General features: G+C 40.4%; 16 protein-coding genes. 3 read left to right on the top strand and 13 right to left on the bottom strand.

Annotated features, from left to right (window positions below; translation table 11 throughout):
• Positions 1-83: 83 nt before the first annotated feature.
• From ACN6MT_RS04715 to ACN6MT_RS04675, 9 genes are all read right to left on the bottom strand, one after another.
• Positions 84-1,262, bottom strand: a complete 1,179-nt coding sequence (locus ACN6MT_RS04715; protein WP_419954927.1) for an ABC transporter substrate-binding protein — start codon at positions 1,260-1,262, stop codon at positions 84-86.
• A 289-nt stretch (positions 1,263-1,551) separates the two neighbouring features.
• Entirely contained in the window at positions 1,552-2,751 is a 1,200-nt protein-coding gene (locus ACN6MT_RS04710) for an MFS transporter (RefSeq protein WP_419954926.1), read from the bottom strand.
• A gap of 59 nt (positions 2,752-2,810) precedes the next feature.
• Positions 2,811-4,670 carry an ABC transporter ATP-binding protein gene (locus tag ACN6MT_RS04705; RefSeq protein WP_419954925.1) on the bottom strand — a complete coding sequence of 620 codons (1,860 nt, stop codon included), beginning with the start codon at positions 4,668-4,670 and terminating at the stop codon, positions 2,811-2,813.
• On the bottom strand, positions 4,671-6,401 hold the full coding sequence (locus ACN6MT_RS04700) for an ABC transporter ATP-binding protein (protein WP_419954924.1): 1,731 nt from the start codon (positions 6,399-6,401) through the stop codon (positions 4,671-4,673). It lies immediately after the preceding gene.
• Positions 6,402-6,496: 95 nt separating this feature from the next.
• Complete coding sequence (locus tag ACN6MT_RS04695) at positions 6,497-6,844, bottom strand: ASCH domain-containing protein (RefSeq protein ID WP_419954923.1); 348 nt, start codon at positions 6,842-6,844, stop codon at positions 6,497-6,499.
• Positions 6,845-6,911: 67 nt separating this feature from the next.
• The gene (locus tag ACN6MT_RS04690) at positions 6,912-7,709 is read right to left on the bottom strand and encodes an ABC transporter permease subunit (protein ID WP_419954922.1); all 798 of its coding nucleotides are present in this window, start codon (positions 7,707-7,709) and stop codon (positions 6,912-6,914) included.
• Between the two features lie 28 nt (positions 7,710-7,737).
• Positions 7,738-8,541, bottom strand: a complete 804-nt coding sequence (locus tag ACN6MT_RS04685; RefSeq protein ID WP_419954921.1) for an ABC transporter permease subunit — start codon at positions 8,539-8,541, stop codon at positions 7,738-7,740.
• The gene (locus ACN6MT_RS04680; protein ID WP_419954920.1) at positions 8,542-9,426 is read right to left on the bottom strand and encodes an ABC transporter ATP-binding protein; all 885 of its coding nucleotides are present in this window, start codon (positions 9,424-9,426) and stop codon (positions 8,542-8,544) included.
• Between the two features lie 13 nt (positions 9,427-9,439).
• Positions 9,440-10,063 carry a TetR/AcrR family transcriptional regulator gene (locus ACN6MT_RS04675; protein ID WP_419954919.1) on the bottom strand — a complete coding sequence of 208 codons (624 nt, stop codon included), beginning with the start codon at positions 10,061-10,063 and terminating at the stop codon, positions 9,440-9,442.
• A gap of 329 nt (positions 10,064-10,392) precedes the next feature.
• Between ACN6MT_RS04675 and ACN6MT_RS04670 the strand changes: the two genes are divergently transcribed.
• Positions 10,393-12,108: an LPXTG cell wall anchor domain-containing protein gene (locus ACN6MT_RS04670; protein ID WP_419954918.1), complete on the top strand. Its 1,716-nt coding sequence runs from the start codon at positions 10,393-10,395 to the stop codon at positions 12,106-12,108.
• Positions 12,109-12,795: 687 nt separating this feature from the next.
• Here ACN6MT_RS04670 and ACN6MT_RS04665 read toward each other — a convergent pair.
• Together ACN6MT_RS04665 and ACN6MT_RS04660 are read right to left on the bottom strand one after the other, a co-directional pair.
• Entirely contained in the window at positions 12,796-13,260 is a 465-nt protein-coding gene (locus tag ACN6MT_RS04665) for a hypothetical protein (protein ID WP_419954917.1), read from the bottom strand.
• Positions 13,261-13,361: 101 nt separating this feature from the next.
• Positions 13,362-15,287: a hypothetical protein gene (locus ACN6MT_RS04660; RefSeq protein ID WP_419954916.1), complete on the bottom strand. Its 1,926-nt coding sequence runs from the start codon at positions 15,285-15,287 to the stop codon at positions 13,362-13,364.
• A 294-nt stretch (positions 15,288-15,581) separates the two neighbouring features.
• Here ACN6MT_RS04660 and pepT point away from each other — a divergent pair, with 294 nt between their 5' ends.
• Positions 15,582-16,808 carry a peptidase T gene (gene pepT, locus ACN6MT_RS04655; RefSeq protein ID WP_419954915.1) on the top strand — a complete coding sequence of 409 codons (1,227 nt, stop codon included), beginning with the start codon at positions 15,582-15,584 and terminating at the stop codon, positions 16,806-16,808.
• A gap of 252 nt (positions 16,809-17,060) precedes the next feature.
• On the opposite strand, the gene ACN6MT_RS04650 is transcribed toward pepT, so the two are convergent.
• Complete coding sequence (locus ACN6MT_RS04650; protein WP_419954914.1) at positions 17,061-17,966, bottom strand: LysR family transcriptional regulator; 906 nt, start codon at positions 17,964-17,966, stop codon at positions 17,061-17,063.
• A 141-nt stretch (positions 17,967-18,107) separates the two neighbouring features.
• Between ACN6MT_RS04650 and gdhA the strand changes: the two genes are divergently transcribed.
• Positions 18,108-19,490, top strand: a complete 1,383-nt coding sequence (gene gdhA, locus ACN6MT_RS04645; protein WP_082799563.1) for an NADP-specific glutamate dehydrogenase — start codon at positions 18,108-18,110, stop codon at positions 19,488-19,490.
• A gap of 41 nt (positions 19,491-19,531) precedes the next feature.
• Here the strand turns inward: gdhA and ACN6MT_RS04640 are convergent, their stop codons facing one another.
• On the bottom strand, positions 19,532-20,752 hold the full coding sequence (locus ACN6MT_RS04640) for a dicarboxylate/amino acid:cation symporter (RefSeq protein WP_419954913.1): 1,221 nt from the start codon (positions 20,750-20,752) through the stop codon (positions 19,532-19,534).
• Position 20,753 lies beyond the last annotated feature (1 nt).

Genomic DNA, 20,753 nt, shown 5'->3' with positions numbered 1-20,753 from the left:
GGGAGACAAAATAGCTCCCTATTCTTTTTGACCACTATAAAATTTGTCCAGTGAAAGCAGCCCAGGCGCTTCCGCTTTTCTATTTATTCTGGGTCTACCTTTGTATTAAATTCTTGCTTTCCGCCTTTGTATTCAAGAATGACAGCAGATTTAATTGGATCATGGTTTTTATCAAGTTTCATGGTTCCAGATACTAATTGAAGACCATCTGTTTCCTCAAGTGCTTTTTGAATTTTTTCAGGGTCAGCACTTCCAGCACGCTTAATTGCGTCAGCAAGGAAATATAGGGAGTCATAGCCTAATGCATTAAAGGCATCTGGAGATTTACCATCATACTTTGCTTCGAATGCTTTTACGAAATCTTGTACCTTTGGATCAGAGTCACCAGAAGAATAGTGGTTGGTGATAAAGGTATTGTTTAACGGATCAGCGCCAGCAATTTCTACTAGTTTAGGAGAATCCCAGCCATCGCCGCCCATGAATGGAGCTTCAATACCAAGAGCACGAGCTTGTTTAATAATTAAGCCTACTTCCTCATAATATCCAGGAAGGAAGATAAAATCAGGATTTGCAGATTTAATATTTGTTAAGATCGCATTAAAGTCTGTATCCTTGGCAACATAAGCTTCTTCCTTCACGATTTTTCCGCCATTTTCTTCAAATGCCTTTTGGAACGCGGCTGCAAGCCCTTTTGCATAGTCGCTTGAGCTGTCAATAATGATTGCTGCATTTTTCACCTTAAGGTCTTTAGCAGCAAAGTTGGCTGCCACTGTTCCTTGGAAAGGATCAATGAAGCAAGTACGGAACACAAAGTCACTTAAGACGCCGTCTTTATTTGTAATCGTTGGATTTGTACCAGTCGGTGTCAATAATGGAATTTTATTTTTCTGAGCGATTTGTACTTGCGCCAATGTATTTGTACTAGTAGCTGCACCGATAATGGCTGCTACCTTATCTTGGCTGATCAGCTTGGTTGTACCGCTTGTTGCTTCCGCCGCGTCTGATTTATTATCGAATGTCACAAGTTCTAGTTTCTTTCCGTCAATACCTTCTTTATTGATCTCTTCCAATGCCAGTTTGATACCTTCTTCAATGGACTGGCCATAAGAAGCTACCCCGCCAGAGAGCTCAAGGTTGGCACCAATCTTAATGGTATCGCCGTCTTTTCCACCACTTGTACTGGCGGCACCACCGCAGCCAGCCAACACACCTGCCGCCATCATGAACGACATAAAAACACCTGCTAATTTTTTCTTTCTCACTGTTTAACCCCCCTATATTTGAATAGTCCCCTTTACCCGTTGTTATCTTCAAGATGTTTAAAAAAAGATAATATTCTGAAAACATTGTACAAAATAATTTCCTATTCGTCTAGTAGGAACTGCATTATTTTAATATAATTCTGAAAAATCAGTATAAAAAAGAATTTCTACTACTATCATAAGATTAAACAGTTCTGAATAATAGCTTTGGTGCACTAAAGGAATAAAATCATGCTGAGTTAAAAAACAAAAGAGAGATTCTTTAATAGGAATCTCTCTCATTTAAACATTATACTAATACTTTATTTTTTGTTTCTTTTCCTAAGAAAATAACGGCAATAGCAGCGATGAAAACCGAGATACAAAAGATTGTAAATATAGTCGAAATTGATGTTTCTTGTGCTACCAAATATCCTACCAATAAGGGACCTAACACCCCGCCTAACCGGCCAAATGCCGCTGCTGAGCCTGACCCTGTGCCGCGGATAATCGTAGGGTATTGTTCAGGAGTATAAGCATATAAGCCACCCCATGCACCGAGATTAAAGAAGGATAAAAGAATCCCTGATGTAATTAACAAGGCAGTGGACTCAGCATTTCCAAATAGAAAAGCACTGATTGCCGTTCCAATTAAATAGACCGCTAAAACAAACTTCCGGCCGAATTTTTCAATACACCATGCAGCCGTAAAATATCCTGGCAATTGTGCTAGTGTCATAATTAAGACATATCCAAAGCTTTTAATGAGACTAAAACCTTTCAAAACCATTACACTTGGAAGCCATAAGAACATTCCGTAATAGGAAAAGACAACACAAAACCAAACAATCCAGAGCATAGTGGTTCTGCGGCGATACTCATTGGTCCATAGATTTGCAATACTTTGCCATGCGGAAATTTTCTCTTTATCCTTAAGCGCTTCAAATCTAGGAGAGTCCGGTAATCCAATGCGTAAATATAAGGCATACAGTGCAGGTGTGGCACTAATTAACAAGGCTGTTGACCAGCCGAATTTTGGAATAATAAAATAAGAAATGACAGCAGCAATCAGCCAGCCGGCGGCCCAAAAACTTTCTAATAACACGACAATACGGCCTCGTTTTTCTGCCGGAACGCTTTCCGAAACAAGAGTCGAGGCAACAGGAAGCTCACCGCCAAGTCCCATTCCGATAAAAAATCTTAATATAAGAAAAATGGTTATGGATGTGGCAAATGCAGAAATCCCGCTTCCAATTGAGAATAATAATAAGGTTATGATAAATACATTTTTACGTCCAATTCGGTCTGCCATTAAGCCAAAAATCAGTGCCCCAGCAGCCATTCCGATAGATTGGATACTGCCTATCCATCCCATTTGCTGCGCCGTTAAATCCCACTCCACACTTAATGCAGCAATAATGAAAGAAAGCATTCCTACATCCATTGCGTCAAACATCCAGCCCGTTCCAGAAACCCAAAGCAATCTCCGGTTAGAAATCTCCTTTTTCATAACCAACCCCCTTTATTGAATACCATTAGTGACATTATTCCCTAATGATTTGCCATTATTTAATCTACGGCAATTTCTACATTTTTAAATTGATTAAAGAACATATGATAATATCTTCCTTGCTGTTCCATGAGTTCTCCGTGGTTTCCTTGTTCTACTATTTTCCCATTGTCAATAACCATGATTCTATCCGCATCACGAATGGTGTTTAAACGATGGGCGATAATAAAGCTTGTTCTGCCCTCCATTAGCGATAGAAGCGCCTCTTGAATATGCAGCTCGGTACGGGTATCAATACTGCTAGTAGCCTCATCTAATATCAAAACAGCAGGTTTTGCGAGGATCACTCTGGAAATGGCGATCAATTGGCGCTGCCCTTGACTTAAGTTTCCGCCATTTTCTGAGAGTATGGTCTCATATTGTTTAGGCAGACGTTTAATAAACGCATCTGCATTCGCCATTTTAGCCGCACTGATCACTTCCTCATCACTTGCTGACGGCTTTCCATATTTAATATTCTCCTTGATAGTCCCTGAAAACAAATACGTATCCTGCAAAACAAAACCGAAACAGCTTCTTAAGCTATCGCGGGTATATTCGCGAATATCCCGTCCGTCAAGCAATATTCTGCCCTCTGTGACATCATAAAACCTTGTCAGCAAATTAACGATGGTCGTTTTTCCCGCTCCCGTTGGTCCAACTAGAGCCGTACTGCTGCCAATGTCACTTTCAAAACTAACATTTTTCAAAATGGGTACATCGCCGCGGTAGCCAAAGCTGACATTTTCGAACACAACATGTCCCTTTGGATTGGTCAACGCAATTGCGTCTTCTAAATCATCTGGTTCCTCCTGCTCGTCGAGAATCTCAAAAACACGCTCTGCACCTGCTACACCTGACTGCAGCATATTAAAAATTTGTGCAAGGTCATTAAGCGGCCGGACAAACTGACGAGAATAGGTGATAAAGCTCGCAATTGCACCTACGGTTATCATGTTTTCAACAGCAAGAAATCCCCCTGTTACGGCTACAATGGCAAAACCCAGATTATTTATTACGTTCATGATTGGCATAAGAAAGCCGGACCAAATTTGCGCTTTAAGGCCGACCTCACGCAGTTTCTGATTGACTTCTTCAAACTCAGATATCACCTTTTCTTCATGGTTAAACGCCTTCACTACCTCAATACCTGAAATGGTTTCCTCAATTTGTCCATTTAGTTTTCCAAGCTGAATTTGCTGATCCTTAAACAGTACACTGGTTCGTTTTGCAATCGTCTTGGTTAACAGAAAGACGAGCGGAACGGTTACCAAGCTCGCCACAGTCAAAATCGGACTCAAAATCAGCATCATCATGAATGAGCCGCTGATCACAATGACCCCTGACATCAGCTGTGTCGTCGATTGCGAGATTGTACTGCTGACATTATCGATATCGTTGGAAAGCCGGCTCATTAATTCTCCATGTGTCCGCTTGTCAAAAAAGGCGACTGGCAGCTTTTGCAGCTTTTTAAAAAGCGCAGCGCGCAAACGTTTGACGATTCGCTGTGAAACTCCAGCCATCAACCAGCCCTGGAGAAACGTCAACACCGCGTCTAAAATAAAGGCTCCTATTAGAACCATCACCATGATCTCCAGAAAATGAAAATCCACTTGTGTATCAAGACTTATGGCGTCCACGGCTTTTCCAATTAAAAACGGAGATAGCAGTGATAATGCAGCACTCATTAAGATGAACAAAAACACAATGCTCAGCATTTTTCGTTCATTGCCAAAATAATGCCATAACCTTCTAATTGTTTGTTTAAAATTCTTTGGTTTGACAATGGGTGCACCCCGGCGATGGCCTCCAAAGCCTGGTCTTCCCGGAATTGACAGGGGAGGAGGAGTGTTACTTGATTGCTCTCGTGTTTTCGACATTTAGAGTGCCACCTCCTTACCCACTTGTGATTGATAAATTTCCTGGTAAACTCTGCAGTCTCTTAATAATTCCTCGTGCTTCCCCATTCCAACGATTTCCCCGTGGTCCATGACGACAATTTTATCTGCATCTACAATCGAAGTAATCCGCTGGGCAATGAGAAGACAGGTAAGACTTTTTGCATATTTTTTTAAGCCCTCTTTAATTTTTGCCTCTGTGGTGACGTCAACCGCACTTGTACTATCATCTAATATCAATATATCAGGATTTTTAATTAATGCCCTTGCGATCGAAAGCCGCTGCTTTTGGCCGCCTGAAAAATTCACTCCGCCTTGTCCAATTCTCGTTTGATATCCTTCGGGAGAAGCGCTTATAAAATCATGTGCTCCGGCAATCTCCGCCGCTTTTATAATTTCTTCCATTGACGCGTCTTCTTTTCCCCATTTAATGTTTTCTTCAACACTTCCGGTAAAAAGAATTGTTTTTTGCGGAACGAAGGCAATTTTTTCCCGTAGTCTTTTAGGATCAACAAGGTGAATATCTTCACCATCCACCTTGATGCTTCCGGCACTTACATCATAAAAACGAGGTATTAAGCCAACAAGGGTGCTTTTACCAGAGCCTGTCGAGCCAATGATTCCCACGGTCTCACCTCGTGAAATGGATAGGTTAATATTTTTCAAAACAGGTTCTCCACTCGTTCCTTCATATGAAAAGGAGACATCGTTAAACTCTATTCCGCCTCTTTCACCCGGTTGCTGACTCTGTCCCTTTTCCCAAGTCAGGTCATCCTGCTGGGTAAAAACCTCGCCTATTCTAACTGCGGAAGTCTTTGCTCGGACAAACATATTAAACACCATCGAGATCATCATTAATGAAAAAAGAATTTGGGTCATGTAATTAATAAACGCAATAATATGGCCAACCTGTACATCGCCATTTGTTACGCCATACCCGCCGATCCAGAGGACAGCAACAATCCCAAGGTTCACCGTCAACATAATCGCAGGACTGAATATCGCCATTAACCTCGTGGCAGAAATGGATTGCTGTTTAAACTCTTCATTTGTCTTATCAAACTTGTTCACTTCTACATCAAAACGATTAAATGCCTTCACTACCCGGACACCAGACAAGTACTCACGCATTACACTGTTAACACGATCTAAAGCCTTTTGTACTTTTGAGAACTTTGGAAACCCAAGTCTAAGATTTAGAATAATAAATATTGCAACAATCGGGACAACGACAACCAATACAACGGATAAATGAAGGTTTAACCGCGTTGCCATGATTAATCCTCCGATGGCGAGAAGTGGAGATTTAACAAATATCCGCATTAAGCCATTGGCAAATACTTGGACCTGTGTCACATCATTGGTCAGCCTTGTGATTAACGACGCACGCTCAAAACGGTCAATATTTTTGAATGAAAGCGTTTGGATTTTTTGATATAAGTCCGATCGTAATTCAGAACCAAAACTTTGCGAGACAATACTAGCTAATATACTCCTTGTAGAGGCTGCTATCGCTCCAAAAAGGGTAATCAGCAGCATGAACCCGCCCATTTTTAATACGTAGTTTAAATCCCTGCCTGCCACGCCAACATCAATGATTTTTGCCATGATGGTTGGCATTAACAAATCACTTATCGCCTCAAAGGTTAAAAATAAAACTGCTAAGCTAAAAGACTTCCAATATTTCTTTATGTATTTTGCTAAAAACCCCATGAACCTTCACCTCGAGGATTCCCCTTCAAATTTATGGATAAAGCTATTATAGCAAAAAAAAGTATGAGTTCTACGATAAGAACTCATACTTCTACTTAATCTTCCAGCGGACGAAACTCATGAACCCAAACACGCATTTGCGGAAGCCATGGCATTCCAGGGTGATAGGCAAGAATCGATTGCTTATACTCTTCAACCGTAGAGAACCCCTCGCGGCGAGCGTCATCATCAGTTAATTCACCTAAACTTTGTGAATATACTTTTTCTACAACAAATTGACGTCCTTCGAGCGTCATAATTTCTCCTGGATCGGCATATCTCCCATTTCTTCGGGTTGCTGTCTTTTCTCCGGCAAGCACCTTTTTCACATCAGACTCCATCGTTACTAATCGTTCAACTGAGCATGTTTTTGGCGGCAGTGTAGTGTTTTCATTTTGACTCATCTTGTTATCCTCCTTTTTCAATCGTGCTTTCACTATTTTAACACTATCACCATGTTATTAAAAACGTTTACACATTCAAATCTCGTTTTTTATAAAAAATAAATGTTACTGCTGTGAGTGCCGCAATCAATCCGGCTGATAGTAGTACATAGATGAACTCCAATCCGCCGCCAAACATTATATTCTTTGCCTCAAAATATTTAAATGGGGTGAGGTATTTTAATCCTTCGATTCCTTCATTTAAATCAATCACAACCGAAATCAGATACGTAAGTAATAGAATCCCGGCCGCGAAGGAGGCCGCTGTTTTAGACTTCCTTTTTACTGCTGCAAGGGAACTGCCGATGACCATAAATAACAGCTGTAAAATAAACATCCCAGCCATTGTAATGGCAATATCACCTGTAACCACTTCACCACTGCTATATTTACCGACTAAAACAAGTGATGAAATGAAGGTAACGATATTCAGGACTACGATATTTACGAGTGCGGCAAGCAATTTTGCTGTAATGATTCTATTCCGTGATACAGGTTTAACAAATAAAAACTCAGTGGTTTTATCCCGCTCTTCTTTTGCAATAATCGTTGCCCCAAGCATGGCTGAATGAATGGTTGCCATTAACAACAAATAAATATACAGTAATCCGTAATAACCGCTCGCTGTGGAGATATCAAATTCTCCTATTCCCAACAGAGCCAGCAATGATTTTGGCATTCCTGCCAGCATTTCATTCATTGGCTGTCCAGAAGAAGAAAGACTCTCATATTTAACCATACCAGACGTGACCATAAGGAATATCCCAATACTCCAAAATATAAGCGATTTTCTATGTGACTTCAGTTCTTTTAAAAAAATATTCATGCTTCCATCACCCTCCTTTGGGCAGCCTTTATACCGTATGGATATCCTTTTTACCATAAATGAAATAACTGATTCCAATTGTGAGAATAATGAACACTGCGCTAGTGATTAAAAAGGGGGTTTCATAATTAGAATGTTCCATGATATACGCTGTATCAAAGTATTTAAACGGGGAAAGATACCGTTTTGCCTCATCACCGGAAGTCGAGCTGAACATCCCTAAAAAGTAAAAGGCAAAAACCGTAGCCAGCGACACCGTTAACACTGACTTTATCTTTTGAAAAATAACAGAAATGATGATTCCTAGTCCTAAAAATATTAATTGTATAAACAAGACAGTCAATGAAAGCAGGAGGAAAATGCCCACATCAAAATCTTCCGTTGCCACCTGATAAGCAAGTAGAATGGCTGCTGTTATATAAAAAATATTCGTCACGATGATGGAAATGAATGCAGCCAATAGTTTGTTCGTCAATATAGCGGTACGTGTAACAGGTTTTGTTAATAAGAAGTCAGCTGTTTTTTCCCTCACCTCTTTGCTGATAATACCCGTACCAAGGTTCATTGCTTGAATCGCCCCGCAAAGAGTAACAAACGACAGCCCATAGCAATAGAATCCAAGGATTGAAAAGAAATTTTCCAGATTAATCCCAAATGCCTCTCTTAATGTAGCCGGGTACCCTTCAAGCAGTTCTCTAAACTCCTCTGTATCCTTTGTAAAGGAAGGGTAAAATGACATAAACAGTGCTGCGACCATAATTAATGAAATCGTCCAAATGATCGTAGACTTCCGGTACGCCCTTAACTCATGCAACAGAATATTCATCATCATTTAGACCTCCTTTTCGTAATAATGCATAAAGATCTCCTCAAGGTCTGGCTCTTCAATCCATAGATTCGTAATATCTACGTCAGCAATTTTTCTCATAACTTCGTTAATATTCCCTTTAAACAAAAAGCTTGTATGGGTATCCTTTACCTCTAACTTATTAACTCCTGCGAGGTTAAAGTAATGAGGATCGAGGGCTGATTTTGTTTCTACTTTGAACTTTTTGTAGGTGTTCTCTTTTAATGTACTAATCTTCTCAACGGCCACAATCCTGCCCTCTTTAATAATGGCAACCCGATTACACAAACGTTGAACCTCCGTTAAAATATGAGAGGAAAATAGAATTGTCGCGCCTTTTCTATTCTCTTCTTCCAGCAGTTCAAAGAATTTTTGCTGCATTAGCGGGTCAAGCCCACTCGTAGGTTCGTCAAGGATGATCAGTTTCGGCTCGTGAAGCAGCCCCTGAACAATCCCGGCCTTCTTTTTATTTCCCAGTGAAAGGTCATCAATTTTTTTATTGAGATCTAAGTCCATAATCTCTGCTAACTCTTTTATTCTCTTTCTACAATCTTTTTTATAAAAACTAGCTGAATAGTTTAATAGATCCTTCACCTTCATGTTGTCATAGTAGAATACCTCAGATGGTAAATAGCCAATTTCCTTTTTGATTTCGGGAGCAAATTGAACTATATCTTTGCCAAAAATCATGGCACTGCCGCTTGTTGGGTAGATGAGTGAAAGGAGTGTACGAATCGTGGTGGACTTGCCTGCACCATTTGGACCGATAAAGCCAAAAATCTCGCCTTCCTCAACGTTAAAGCTAATGTCACTGATTCCTCTAGATGCGCCGTAATTCTTTGTTAGATTCTTAATCTCAATCACATTCATCGTCACAGCCCCCTTATTTATAAAAGCATTTAATGAAAATCTCAAAATACTCTTCTGCTTCTAAAAAGACCTTTTCATAATCAATCTTGTGACCCGGAACCACCTTCGCTTTTTGCAGCTCCTCATCACTCATTTTTTCAAACGTCCAAGATATGACTTTTAAGATTTTTTGGACATCCACATCATCCCTAAATTTTGAGAGATCAATCCCATCATAAATAATCCCTGCATTAACTGAGTTTAGCTCCTGCTTCTTTTTATCAAATTCGTCTTTTATGTCCGGAGAGTCTTGCATAAATGCCTCTTGGATAAAAGTTAAGATCTCTGGATATTTCGTTTGAAGGTCCATTTTAATGTGTACAGCCTGACGAATTCGTTTAAAAAAATCACGTTCGGTGAGGTCAACCTTTTTATAAAATTCATCGGCAACTAGGTTATAGCAGTAATCAAATAGAAAGAAAAACAACTGTTTTTTGCTTTGAAAATAATGAAAAAGCAGTCCCTTTGAGATACCCGCATCCTTTACGATTTCATTCGTTGAGGCACTATCATATCCTTTTTGGGCAAACTCTTTTATGGCTGCATTTATTATGCGGTCCTGTTTCTCCGAATCCAGGCTTAAAAATTTCGAAAACATCTGGGCTGGCCCCTTTCGATTAATCGTTGACCACATCAGTCAATTTCAGTTTACGCCTGTTGACTGGTCTGGTCAATGGTGAACAAGTTATATTTTTTACAAAATTATGAAATTAAATCCTCCAGTTATTTTTGCTAGTGATTAATTCTTTATAGTGAAAATTTTGTTCAAAATAGAGAAATTGTGAAAATGGGAGAAAAAGGTGTAAAAATGGGTAAAAAATGTATATTTATTTACAAAAACGGCGGAAAACGGACTTTTTAAATTATCATTTTGTTCTATATACTGAACATATCCATTAAATCTTATTTTTGAAAGGAGGGGAAAGGATGCTAAAAAAGCTCTTACTTACAGCATTACTGTTACATACCTTTACAATGGGGTTAAACGTGACGAATGTTATGGCAGAGGGAAATGTGGAAGAACCCGTTGTTAGTGAACAAGACACAGAGGACTTAACAAACTCAAACGAATTACAATCGGAATCTGCTAATTCTGAAGAAACTTCGTTCTCTGAAGAACAGTTTAATTCTGTTGAGGAGATTCAGGATCCACTTACCCCAAGCAATGAGGAACAAAAAGCTTCTGAAGGAAAGATTGATCAAGATCAATCAGCTGATACAAGCGGAAACCAAGATCAAAATGTAACGGAAGATATCGTGGTTGACCAGGACCAGCAAGTTACCGGCTCTCTTTGCCAAGAACAATCCGTTCATGCAACCATTTCCTGTGAAGAAAAACTCGAAAGTAATGTTGAAGGGAATGTTGACCAAAGTCAAACCACTAAAGTTGAAGCGGGTCAACAACAGAATGGTTTATCATCTGGAGCGGTAGAAGCAGAACAGAACCAAAATTTAAATGTTGATGCAGAGCAGGTGCAGGAGGTTGCAGTACCTGCAGGAGAAAACTCTTCGCATGGTCAACAAACAAATGCGTCTTCAAGTCAGAAACAAACGGTAAGTGCAGAAGATCAAACATTGTTCGTACAGAACCAACTGGTTGACATAGCCGTTAACCAAAGACAACAGTTGTCTGACACGAATAAACAGGTGGACGAACTAAAACAACAAACCGCTATAGAAGCACTTCAAAGTCAAAATATGACGACTTCGGGTTCAGCTAAAATGGAACAAACTCAAACAGCAGAAGTAAAAGGCAGTGCAGTTGATGCCCTGAAAAAAGTTTTTGAAGCAGGTGTAGTTGTTACCTCTAGGAACTATATTGAGATTGTAAAAGACACAGCTGCAAATTTTGTAAAAGTCATTCAAGAAATTTTTGTAAATGATGAATTAGTGGATAGTATCCACCAAGATTACAACGTTGACGAAATTGGTATTCAGATGCCTCACCAAACCTATCAAAAAGATTATGATTGGGGAAGTATCTTTGTTCAGAACTTAGCAACGATTAATTATAATGAACCATTACAGGTTTTTAACACGTCAATGACTAGTTTCCTATCTGTCGTTTTTGGTATCGAGCGTTCTTGTGCATGCAGCACAAAGCCAAATGAAGAGGACAATGAAACTCCTGTTACACCGCCGCCAGGTGATAATGAACAAACTCCTCCTAGTAATGGGGATGACAACAACGGCGAAACTCCTGTTACGCCGCCGCCAAGCGAAAATGAACAAACTCCTCCTGGCAATGAAGATGACAACAATGGCGAAACTCCTGTTACACCGCCGCCAGGTGAAAACGAACCAACTCCTCCTGGCAATGGGGATGGCAACAATGGCGAAACTCCTGTTACATCGCCGCCAGGTGAAAACGAACCAACTCCTCCTGGTAATGGGGATGGCAATACTAACGAGACTCCTGTAACGCCAGCTCCAGAGCAAAATGAGGAAAAACCTGTTGTAACTCCAGTCGTAAACGACGTACAAAAATCTGCACCATCCGTAACTGTTGTAAAAACAGCTGCTGTGCCTTCAAATGGCAACAGCCTTCCGGATACTGCAACAAACTCTTATAACTATCTAATTTTAGGTGCTTTCTTAGTTGCAGCAGGTGCATTATTTTTTAATAGAAGAAAAAGAGCATAAATAGAATGAGAACAGTATGGGAATAATCCTCTACTCGTTCTCATTTTTTTATTGGCTGGGCTTTCGATCTATCAATCTATACTCGTTCGATGATATCTCTTGAGTGGCCAGATAGATATGTCCCCAAGCGAGGGCTTTGAGGACATATCTATAAGTAGCCAGATAGATTTGTCCTCAATCTAGGACCTTGAGGACGTATCTCATAAGTAGCCAGATAGATTTGTCCTCAATCTAGGACCTTGAGGACATATCTCATGAGCAGCCAGAATGATTTGTCCTCAATCGGGAGCCTTGGGGACATATCTCATAAGTAGCCAGATAGATTTGTCCTCAATCGAGGCCCTTGAGGACATTTCTCATAAGTAGCCTGATAGATTTGTCCTCAATCGAGGCCCTTGAGGACATTTCTCATATTTAGCCTGATAGATTTGTCCTCAATCGAGGGCCTTGAGGACATTTCTCATATGTAGCCAAATAGATTTGTCCTCAATCGAGGCCCTTGAGGACATTTCTCATAAGTAACCAGAAAGATTTGTCCTCAATCCAGGGCCCTGAGGGACAAACCGTACATATGCCATTCTTTCGAAAACAAATACCTTAATACTCATCAAACATGTCTGAAACACTCTAAAATGTAATATAAAAAACACCATCCTAAAATAAGGAAGGTGCTTTGTCTGTGTAGAATTAAGGTCTTGCCGCTGCTGCATTAAATTGATAAGAATGTCCTTGCGCCATTTGGTTTTGGATGGACGCTCCACCTTCAATAGATCCTTGGAAATTGAATAGAGCAGCTGAAGTACGCTGTGATTGTAAAACAGTAGTTGGGCTTGATGTAGCAGTCGTTTGTTCTGCCTTTTGACCTGCAGTCTGTCCAACTTCAATTTCACTAGCTGTAGTTTGAGTGGCTGCAGCTTCCCCTTTTGTTTTTCCATATTGCAGCTGGAAGCCTGTTGCAGCTCCGCTTTGCGCTTGGCTAGAGCCTGCACCTGTCACACTGCTTGATTGGGTTTTGTATTTACTTGCCCAAGCACCGCTAAAATTTTGAGTTTGGGTAACTCCTGTACTTGCCTCTGCTTCTAAATTAAAGCCTAATAGGCCAATACTTAATGCTGAAACTGCTACAAGAGATCCAATGGTTTTTTTAATCATCTATGATTCCTCCAATAATTTGAATGGTTAGTTTATGATAATTAGTAAGAAAGCCCCATCCAGCAGAACACTAGATGGAGCTGAAGAGTTAATAAACGGTATTAGTTAGCTGATTGGCCTTGAACAACTGTAAAGCTAGAAGACTGGCTTTGGCTGATATTGCTGCCAAATGCAGAAGCTGATTGAGTTGTAGTGCTTGAAGCGCTTTGGTTTTGTACAGCGTTACCTTCAGCAGTTTGAACTTGTGCAATGTCATTTGCAGCTTCTTGCTCAACTTCATTATCAGCACCTACAACAGTAGCAGTCTGTGCAGTTTCTGTTGCTGCATTTTGTGATTGATCAACATTACCAACACCAGCTTGAGTTTGCTCAGTAGTATTTTCTACTTCCTGCTCCACTTCATTTTCACAGCCAGCTGTGTCTGCAATTTGTACAGAACCATTTGAAGCTGCTTGAGCTTGGTCAGCACCTAGTGCACCAGTTTGGTCCTGTTCAGTATCGTTTTCAACCTCTTGTTCAATTTCGTTGCCAGCACCTGTAGCTTCAGCAGATTGTCCTGCAGCGTTTACAGCTGTTTGATCTTGATCAACACCTAGACCGCCAGCTTGAGTTTGGTCTGTGTCATTTTCAACCTCTTGCTCAGCGTCGTTGTATTTACCATCAACATCAGCTAGTTGAAGAGATCCATTAGCAGCACCTTGAGATTGATCTGCGCCAAGACCGCCTACTTGAGTTTGGTTAATATCGTTATCAACTTCCTGTTCAACATCGTTTACATTACCTGTCACAGCTGCACCTTGTTCAGCAAGATTTCCAGCTCCTTGAGATTGAACCGCACCAAGACCGCCTGCTTGAACTTGTGTTGTTTCAATTTCAACTTCTTGTTCAACATCATTATATTTACCTGCAGCTACTGCAGATTGTCCTGTAGCATTCTCAGAACCTTGGACTTGAAGAGCTCCGAATGCGCCCACTTGAGCTTGTGTTGTTTCATATTCTGCATCCTGCTCAACATCATTGAATTTACCAAAAGCGCCTGCACCTTGAGCTGTACTATTAGAAGAACCTTGAACTTGGCCTACTCCTAATCCTAAACCAACTTGTAGTTGTGCAGTATCACTTTCTACATTTTGATCGACATCATTATAGTTACCATATGCATCAGAAAGTTGACCGACACTATTACTAGAGCCTTGTGCTTGACCAATTAATCCGCCAATAGCAACTTGAAGTTGACCAGTGGAGTTCGTGCTGCCTTGATTTTGATTATTATACCTGCCGTCAGAAACTTGGCTTTGGTTATTTGAATTTGCAGATCCTTGAAGTTGGCCAATTAATATACCAACACCAACTTGACCTTGCGCAGTGCCATTTGTAGCGTCTTGGCTTTGGCTATTGCCTTTTCCAGCAGTAGCTTGGTCTTGAACGTTTTCATTAGCTGATCCTTGTAATTGACCAATTAGTGCACCAACGCCCAATTGACCTTGTAAATTTCCGTTTGTAATATCTTGATATTGATCATTGTACTTTCCACCAGCAGTTTGGCCTTGCTGATTGGCATTTCCTGCACCTTGTGCTTGACCAATTACCGCACCTGCACCAACTTGTAATTGACCGCTAGCTTCTGTTACATCTGAATCTTGAGTATTGGCTTTACCAACTACACCTTGATTTTGAACTGTTAAGCTGCCAAAGCCTTGTAGTTGAGCGAGCAATAGTCCAGCACCAACTTGACCTTGTAACGCACTGCCAGCTAAACTTTGGCTTTGTTTTGAATACTTAGCTTGAGAAGCAGTTTGTGAAGGATATGCTTGCACATTAAATCCTTGAGATTGTGAAATAAATTTACCTGCACCCACTGTGAATGCTGGATTTGAGTATTGGTGATTTTGGCTTTGTTGTACACCGCCATATGAAGCAAATGCAGATGTAGAACCAAAGATAGTCCCAGCTACAACTGCTGTTGCAACAATTTTCTTCATGTTAAGTACATTTTTGATCTTCCCATAATTCTCTACGTTCTTCAATTCCCATTCCTCCAAATATTGTAAATTGTGTGCCTTTACACAACTAAAGTATAACTTCCCTGTATAATTAAGGAAATTCCTGAAAATGGTTAAATTTAGCATATAACGCACGTTTTTCGTGCGTTATATAGAAATATCTCCCGTTTTCTCACTTTTTTATTTTTTCGAGAACAATTTTGTTCTCAATCAAGAACAATGTGTTTATACTGAACCATAGTTTCTATCACCCATTAGTGTAGATATAGAATGAAAGTGCTATTATAAATAGTAAATGAGAAAAGGAGTGTGAAGTATATGAAAAAAGAGATTATAGAGAGATTTACTTCTTATGTAAAGGTAGATACACAGTCAAATGAGAGCAATGAAAGTTGTCCTTCTACGCCGGGACAACTAACCTTAGCCAATATGCTTGTTGAAGAATTAAAGCAAATCGGAATGCAAGAGGTAACCATTGATGAGAATGGATATGTGATGGCGACCCTTCCGTCGAATACGGATAAGGATGTGCCGACAATCGGCTTCTTAGCTCATGTTGATACTGCAACCGATTTCACAGGGAAGAACGTAAACCCGCAAATCATTGAAGACTATGATGGTAAAGATATTCCTCTAAACCAAAACGTCATCATGACAACGAAGGATTTCCCAAGCCTGCCAAGCTATAAAGGTCATACGCTGATTACCACGGACGGTACTACACTGCTTGGAGCCGATAACAAGGCTGGGATTGCTGAAATCATGACCGCAATGGCTTACTTGATTCAACATCCGGAAATTAAGCACGGTAAGGTCCGCGTTGCATTCACTCCGGATGAGGAAATTGGCAGAGGGCCACATAAGTTTGACGTGAATGCCTTCAATGCCAAGTATGCATACACTGTCGACGGCGGACCGCTAGGAGAGCTAGAATACGAAAGCTTTAATGCTGCGGCTGCAAAGATCACCATTAAGGGCACCAATATTCACCCAGGCTCTGCAAAAGATAAAATGGTGAATTCAATGAAGATTGCCATGGAACTACATAGTCAGCTGCCAGCATTAGAGGCACCTGAACATACTGAGGGGTATGAAGGTTTCTACCACCTGATTTCTTTTAACGGCGATGTCGAGCAAACGAAAATGTACTATATTATCCGTGATCACGACAAAGAAATCTTTGCAGCGAGAAAAAATAGATTCGAAAGCATTGTCGACTCGCTTAATGAAAGATATGGAAAAGATACCATCCTTCTAGAATTAAAAGACCAATATTACAATATGGGTGAAAAAATCAAACCGGTTATGGAAATCGTCGACATCGCCCAACAGGCAATGGAGAGCCTGGATATTAAACCACTCATTAAACCAATCCGCGGTGGTACAGATGGTTCACAGCTATCTTACATGGGTCTGCCAACTCCCAATATTTTCACAGGCGGCGAAAACTTCCATGGGAAGTATGAATTTATCTCTGTTGATAATATGATTAAATCCACCAAAACCGTCATTGAAATTACGAAACTTTTCGAACAAAAAGCATAAAATAAAGCCCAACTGAACATCGTTGGGCTTCAGGCTGTCGAGAAAGTCTCGACAGCCATTATTTTTCAATGCAGAGGTGCTGCAGTGACCGAAGCCTGACATGAAAACAAATTTGGGTCAATGCAGAAGTGCCGGAGTGACCGAAGCCTGACATGGAAAAGAATTCTGTGTTAATCCAAAGGTGCTGGAAATATAGAAATGGCGAGAAAAACTTATCGACAATCAAAAGCCCAACTGAACATAGTTGGGCTCTTACCTTTGATATCTGTCCAGAATGGAATAGAAATCCTTTAAAAAGTCATAGAAAAGTTTGACTGTAGGGAGCATTTTGCGTTCTCTTGGAATGATAACCCCGACCGTACGGGTGACCTCAGGCTCAATAATGGGTACCTTTACTGTTGAACGGGGAAATCCTTCCACCAGCGTGATTTCCGGAATTAATGTAATTCCAAGACCAGCTGAAACCAGTCCTTTTATTGAATCAATATCAACTCCCTCGAAAGATACCTTCGGCTGGAAACCCAACTGTTCACAAGCTTGAACGATAATTTCCCGTAATATATATTCCTTTGGAAACAAGACAAAGTCTTCCTCACGCAGCTGGCTTAATTTTATCGCTGGCTGTTTGGCTAATGGATGACTAGACGGTAATAAGGCCACAATATTATCTGTAAATAATGTTGTCCCCTGTAATTTCTTCTCGTTTTTAGGAACAGGTCCAATTAATGCCATATCAAAATCACCGTTCATAACACCCTCAATTAACTCTTTGTAGGTACTCTGCTTTAGTTGAAATTTCACTTGAGGATAGTGTTCACGAAAGGCGGAAATAGAGGTTGGAAGGGTATACGCAGCCAGACTGCTGGGAAAACCTATACGAATCGTCCCTCTCATTGGATCAATGTATTCCTCAATCTCTCGCTGTGCCTCACCAATTACTTTCATCGCCTGTTCCATATGAGCTAGAAACATCTGACCAATCATCGTCAATTTGACATTCCGCCCCTCGCGGATAAATAAATTAACGCCGAGTTCCTTTTCGAGATTAAAGATTTGCCGGCTTACAGCAGATTGAGCCACGTGCAGCGCGGTTGCCGCCTCGGTCACATGTTCACGCTTAGCTACTTCCATAAAGTATTGAATTTGACGTAACTCCAAAGGGCTCACCTCGATTCATCTCATTATGAGATGAATATCATCTATTATTAATATTGTTAAGATTATTATTTAATTATAAAATACTTTATATTAATAATCTAACTATTTAAAAAAATAACTTCCCATTAAGAGGTGGATAACTTGAAAACAATTGAACAATTAAAACATGATGCGCAAGGCACAGCACTTCAATATGTGGATGAAGTGTTTAATAAAGTTGTATGCAGAAATGCTTATGAATCCGAATTTCACCAAGCAGTCAAGGAAATCTTTGACTCCCTAATTCCTGTTTTTGCGAAACATCCAAAATATATCGAGCACAATATCCTTGAAAGAATCGTAGAGCCTGATAGAGTTATTTCTTTCCGTGTTCCTTGGGTTGATGATAAGGGTAAAGTTCAAGTAAACCGCGGTTTCCGTGTCCAGTTCAGCAGTGCAATCGGTCCTTATAAAGGCGGATTACGTTTCCACCCGTCCGTTAATGCGAGCATTATTAAATTCTTAGGTTTTGAACAAATCTTTAAGAATTCATTAACTGGTCAGCCGATTGGCGGAGGAAAAGGCGGATCTGACTTCGACCCGAAAGGTAAATCAGATGGCGAAGTCATGCGCTTTACACAAAGCTTTATGTCTGAGCTATACAGACATATTGGACCTGATGTCGATGTACCAGCAGGGGATATCGGCGTAGGCGCCCGTGAAATCGGTTATATGTTTGGACAATACAAGAAACTTCGCGGTGCCTATGAAGCTGGTGTACTAACTGGTAAAGGCCTAGGTTATGGCGGTAGTTTAGCACGTACAGAAGCAACTGGTTATGGTACGGTTTACTTTGTAAACGAAATGCTTGCTGACAAAGGTTATAGCTTTGAAGGAAGCACAGTTGTCGTTTCCGGTTCAGGCAATGTTTCCATCTATGCGATCGAAAAAGCTACTCAATTAGGTGCAAAAGTTGTAGCCTGCAGTGATTCCAATGGTTATGTTTATGATCCATCCGGTATTAAGCTTGAGACTGTTAAGCGAATTAAAGAAGTGGAACGTAAGAGAATCAGTGAATATGTCCTTGAGCACCCAGAAGCTCAATACTACGAAGGTTGTTCAGGCATTTGGTCGATTCCTTGTGATATTGCTTTACCATGTGCAACTCAAAATGAAATTGATGAGGCATCAGCAAAAGTCCTCGTTTCTAATGGTGTAAAAGCTGTTGGAGAGGGTGCTAATATGCCATCTACGCTTGAAGCTGTTGAGGTATTTTTAGCAAGTGATATTTTATTTGCTCCTGGGAAGGCAGCAAATGCTGGCGGTGTAGCCGTATCTGCGCTTGAAATGGCTCAAAATAGCCAAAGACTTTCTTGGACATTTGAAGAAGTTGATGCGAAATTGCACCAAATTATGATTAACATCTATCGTAACAGTATGAATGCAGCTGAGGAATATGGCTATCCAGGCAACCTCGTTGTCGGCGCGAATATTGCTGGCTTCATAAAAGTAGCAGATGCAATGATTGCACAAGGTGTAATCTAAATAAAAAGTAAGGGTGCTCTTCCTTGGAGAGCACCCTTCTTTTATGTAGTCTTCTGTAGCCAATTCTTGCCTTCAACCATTCTTGAAACCATCATTCCTGCAACATTATCTCCACTTGCGTTCAGCATGGTTGCTGGAGGATCAATTAACGTTGAAATTGCCGCAATAATCGGCAATGCCTCAGGCGGGAATCCAAATAAACTAAGGATTAACATTTCCCCTATCATACCTCCGCTTGGAATAGCTCCCATAACCGCTCCAACTAAAAGAGAAACACTGATAATCAAGAAAAAGGTGCCAATCCCTGTGTTATTCATATCAAAGATACCAAACAAGAACACAATTTTTAGCACACCGCCAAGAACAGAACCATCTTTGTGTAAAGCAGCCCCTAATGGAATGGTTGTATCGCGGATATCTTCTTTGATTCCCATCCTTTTTGAAGCTTCGAGATTAACAGGGATTGAAGCGGCACTAGAACAAGTTGCCAGCGCCGTAATAGAAGGTGCCAGCATATTGCTCCAAAGCACTCTAATTCCCTTACCCCTGCCAGCCATAAATGCATACATGGTGAAAGCCACAAAGAAATAGACGATTGAAGCTGCATAATACGTGATACCGGCTTTAATATAGGAGCCTAATAGGATGGGACCGTACTGACCAACCAAGGTCGCAAAATAGGCTCCCAGACCCACTGGTGCTAAATACATAATCAATGATATAACTTTCATCATTACTTCTGAACCTGAACTTAAAAAGCTAGCAAAAGGCTTGCCGCGTTCTCCAACTGATTGTGCTGCGAATCCAACCAGAATGGAAATCACAATTAACGCCAGCATATTACTGCGTGAAAACAATTCTACAAAGTCAGGTACAGTAAATGTCTTAACAATTTGTGCGACTGTATTTAACTCCTCCGCGGTTTCCGGCTTTACTAACTTTAAGTTTACACCTTCACCAGGATTAACGAATTTTACAATAAAGTACATATAAATGGCTGAAACAAGACCTGTAAAGAGGAAGGTTCCAAACATCCAGCCTAGAATTTTTCCTAATCTCTTGGCTCCATTCATATTTGCAATCGAAGAGGAAATCGTAAAGAAAATAAGCGGAACAATAATCGTGAATAATAGATTTAAAAAGATATCCCCAATCGGCTGAAAGATGACTGCGTCTTCCTTCATGACTAAACCTAAAATTGCGCCAATCAATATTGAAAGTAATAGGATGATAGGAAAACGATAATTCTTGAAAGTTTTCATT

This window comes from Neobacillus niacini (genome assembly GCF_048572935.1).
Lineage (GTDB): Bacteria > Bacillota > Bacilli > Bacillales > Cytobacillaceae > Neobacillus > Neobacillus niacini.
The sequence above is the reverse complement of the archived record's forward strand: the minus strand, read 5'-3'. Positions and strand labels throughout refer to the sequence as shown.

Bases quoted from the DNA above. Each gene is read 5' to 3' on its own strand.
- ACN6MT_RS04705 (WP_419954925.1), bottom strand. From the start codon at position 4,670: ATGTCGAAAACACGAGAGCAATCAAGTAACACTCCTCCTCCCCTGTCA.
- ACN6MT_RS04695 (WP_419954923.1), bottom strand. From the start codon at position 6,844: ATGAGTCAAAATGAAAACACTACACTGCCGCCAAAAACATGCTCAGTT.
- ACN6MT_RS04700 (WP_419954924.1), bottom strand. From the start codon at position 6,401: ATGGGGTTTTTAGCAAAATACATAAAGAAATATTGGAAGTCTTTTAGC.
- ACN6MT_RS04685 (WP_419954921.1), bottom strand. From the start codon at position 8,541: ATGATGATGAATATTCTGTTGCATGAGTTAAGGGCGTACCGGAAGTCT.
- ACN6MT_RS04640 (WP_419954913.1), bottom strand. From the start codon at position 20,752: ATGAAAACTTTCAAGAATTATCGTTTTCCTATCATCCTATTACTTTCA.
- ACN6MT_RS04680 (WP_419954920.1), bottom strand. From the start codon at position 9,426: ATGAATGTGATTGAGATTAAGAATCTAACAAAGAATTACGGCGCATCT.
- ACN6MT_RS04670 (WP_419954918.1), top strand. From the start codon at position 10,393: ATGCTAAAAAAGCTCTTACTTACAGCATTACTGTTACATACCTTTACA.
- pepT (WP_419954915.1), top strand. From the start codon at position 15,582: ATGAAAAAAGAGATTATAGAGAGATTTACTTCTTATGTAAAGGTAGAT.
- ACN6MT_RS04690 (WP_419954922.1), bottom strand. From the start codon at position 7,709: ATGAATATTTTTTTAAAAGAACTGAAGTCACATAGAAAATCGCTTATA.
- ACN6MT_RS04675 (WP_419954919.1), bottom strand. From the start codon at position 10,063: ATGTTTTCGAAATTTTTAAGCCTGGATTCGGAGAAACAGGACCGCATA.
- ACN6MT_RS04665 (WP_419954917.1), bottom strand. From the start codon at position 13,260: ATGATTAAAAAAACCATTGGATCTCTTGTAGCAGTTTCAGCATTAAGT.
- ACN6MT_RS04710 (WP_419954926.1), bottom strand. From the start codon at position 2,751: ATGAAAAAGGAGATTTCTAACCGGAGATTGCTTTGGGTTTCTGGAACG.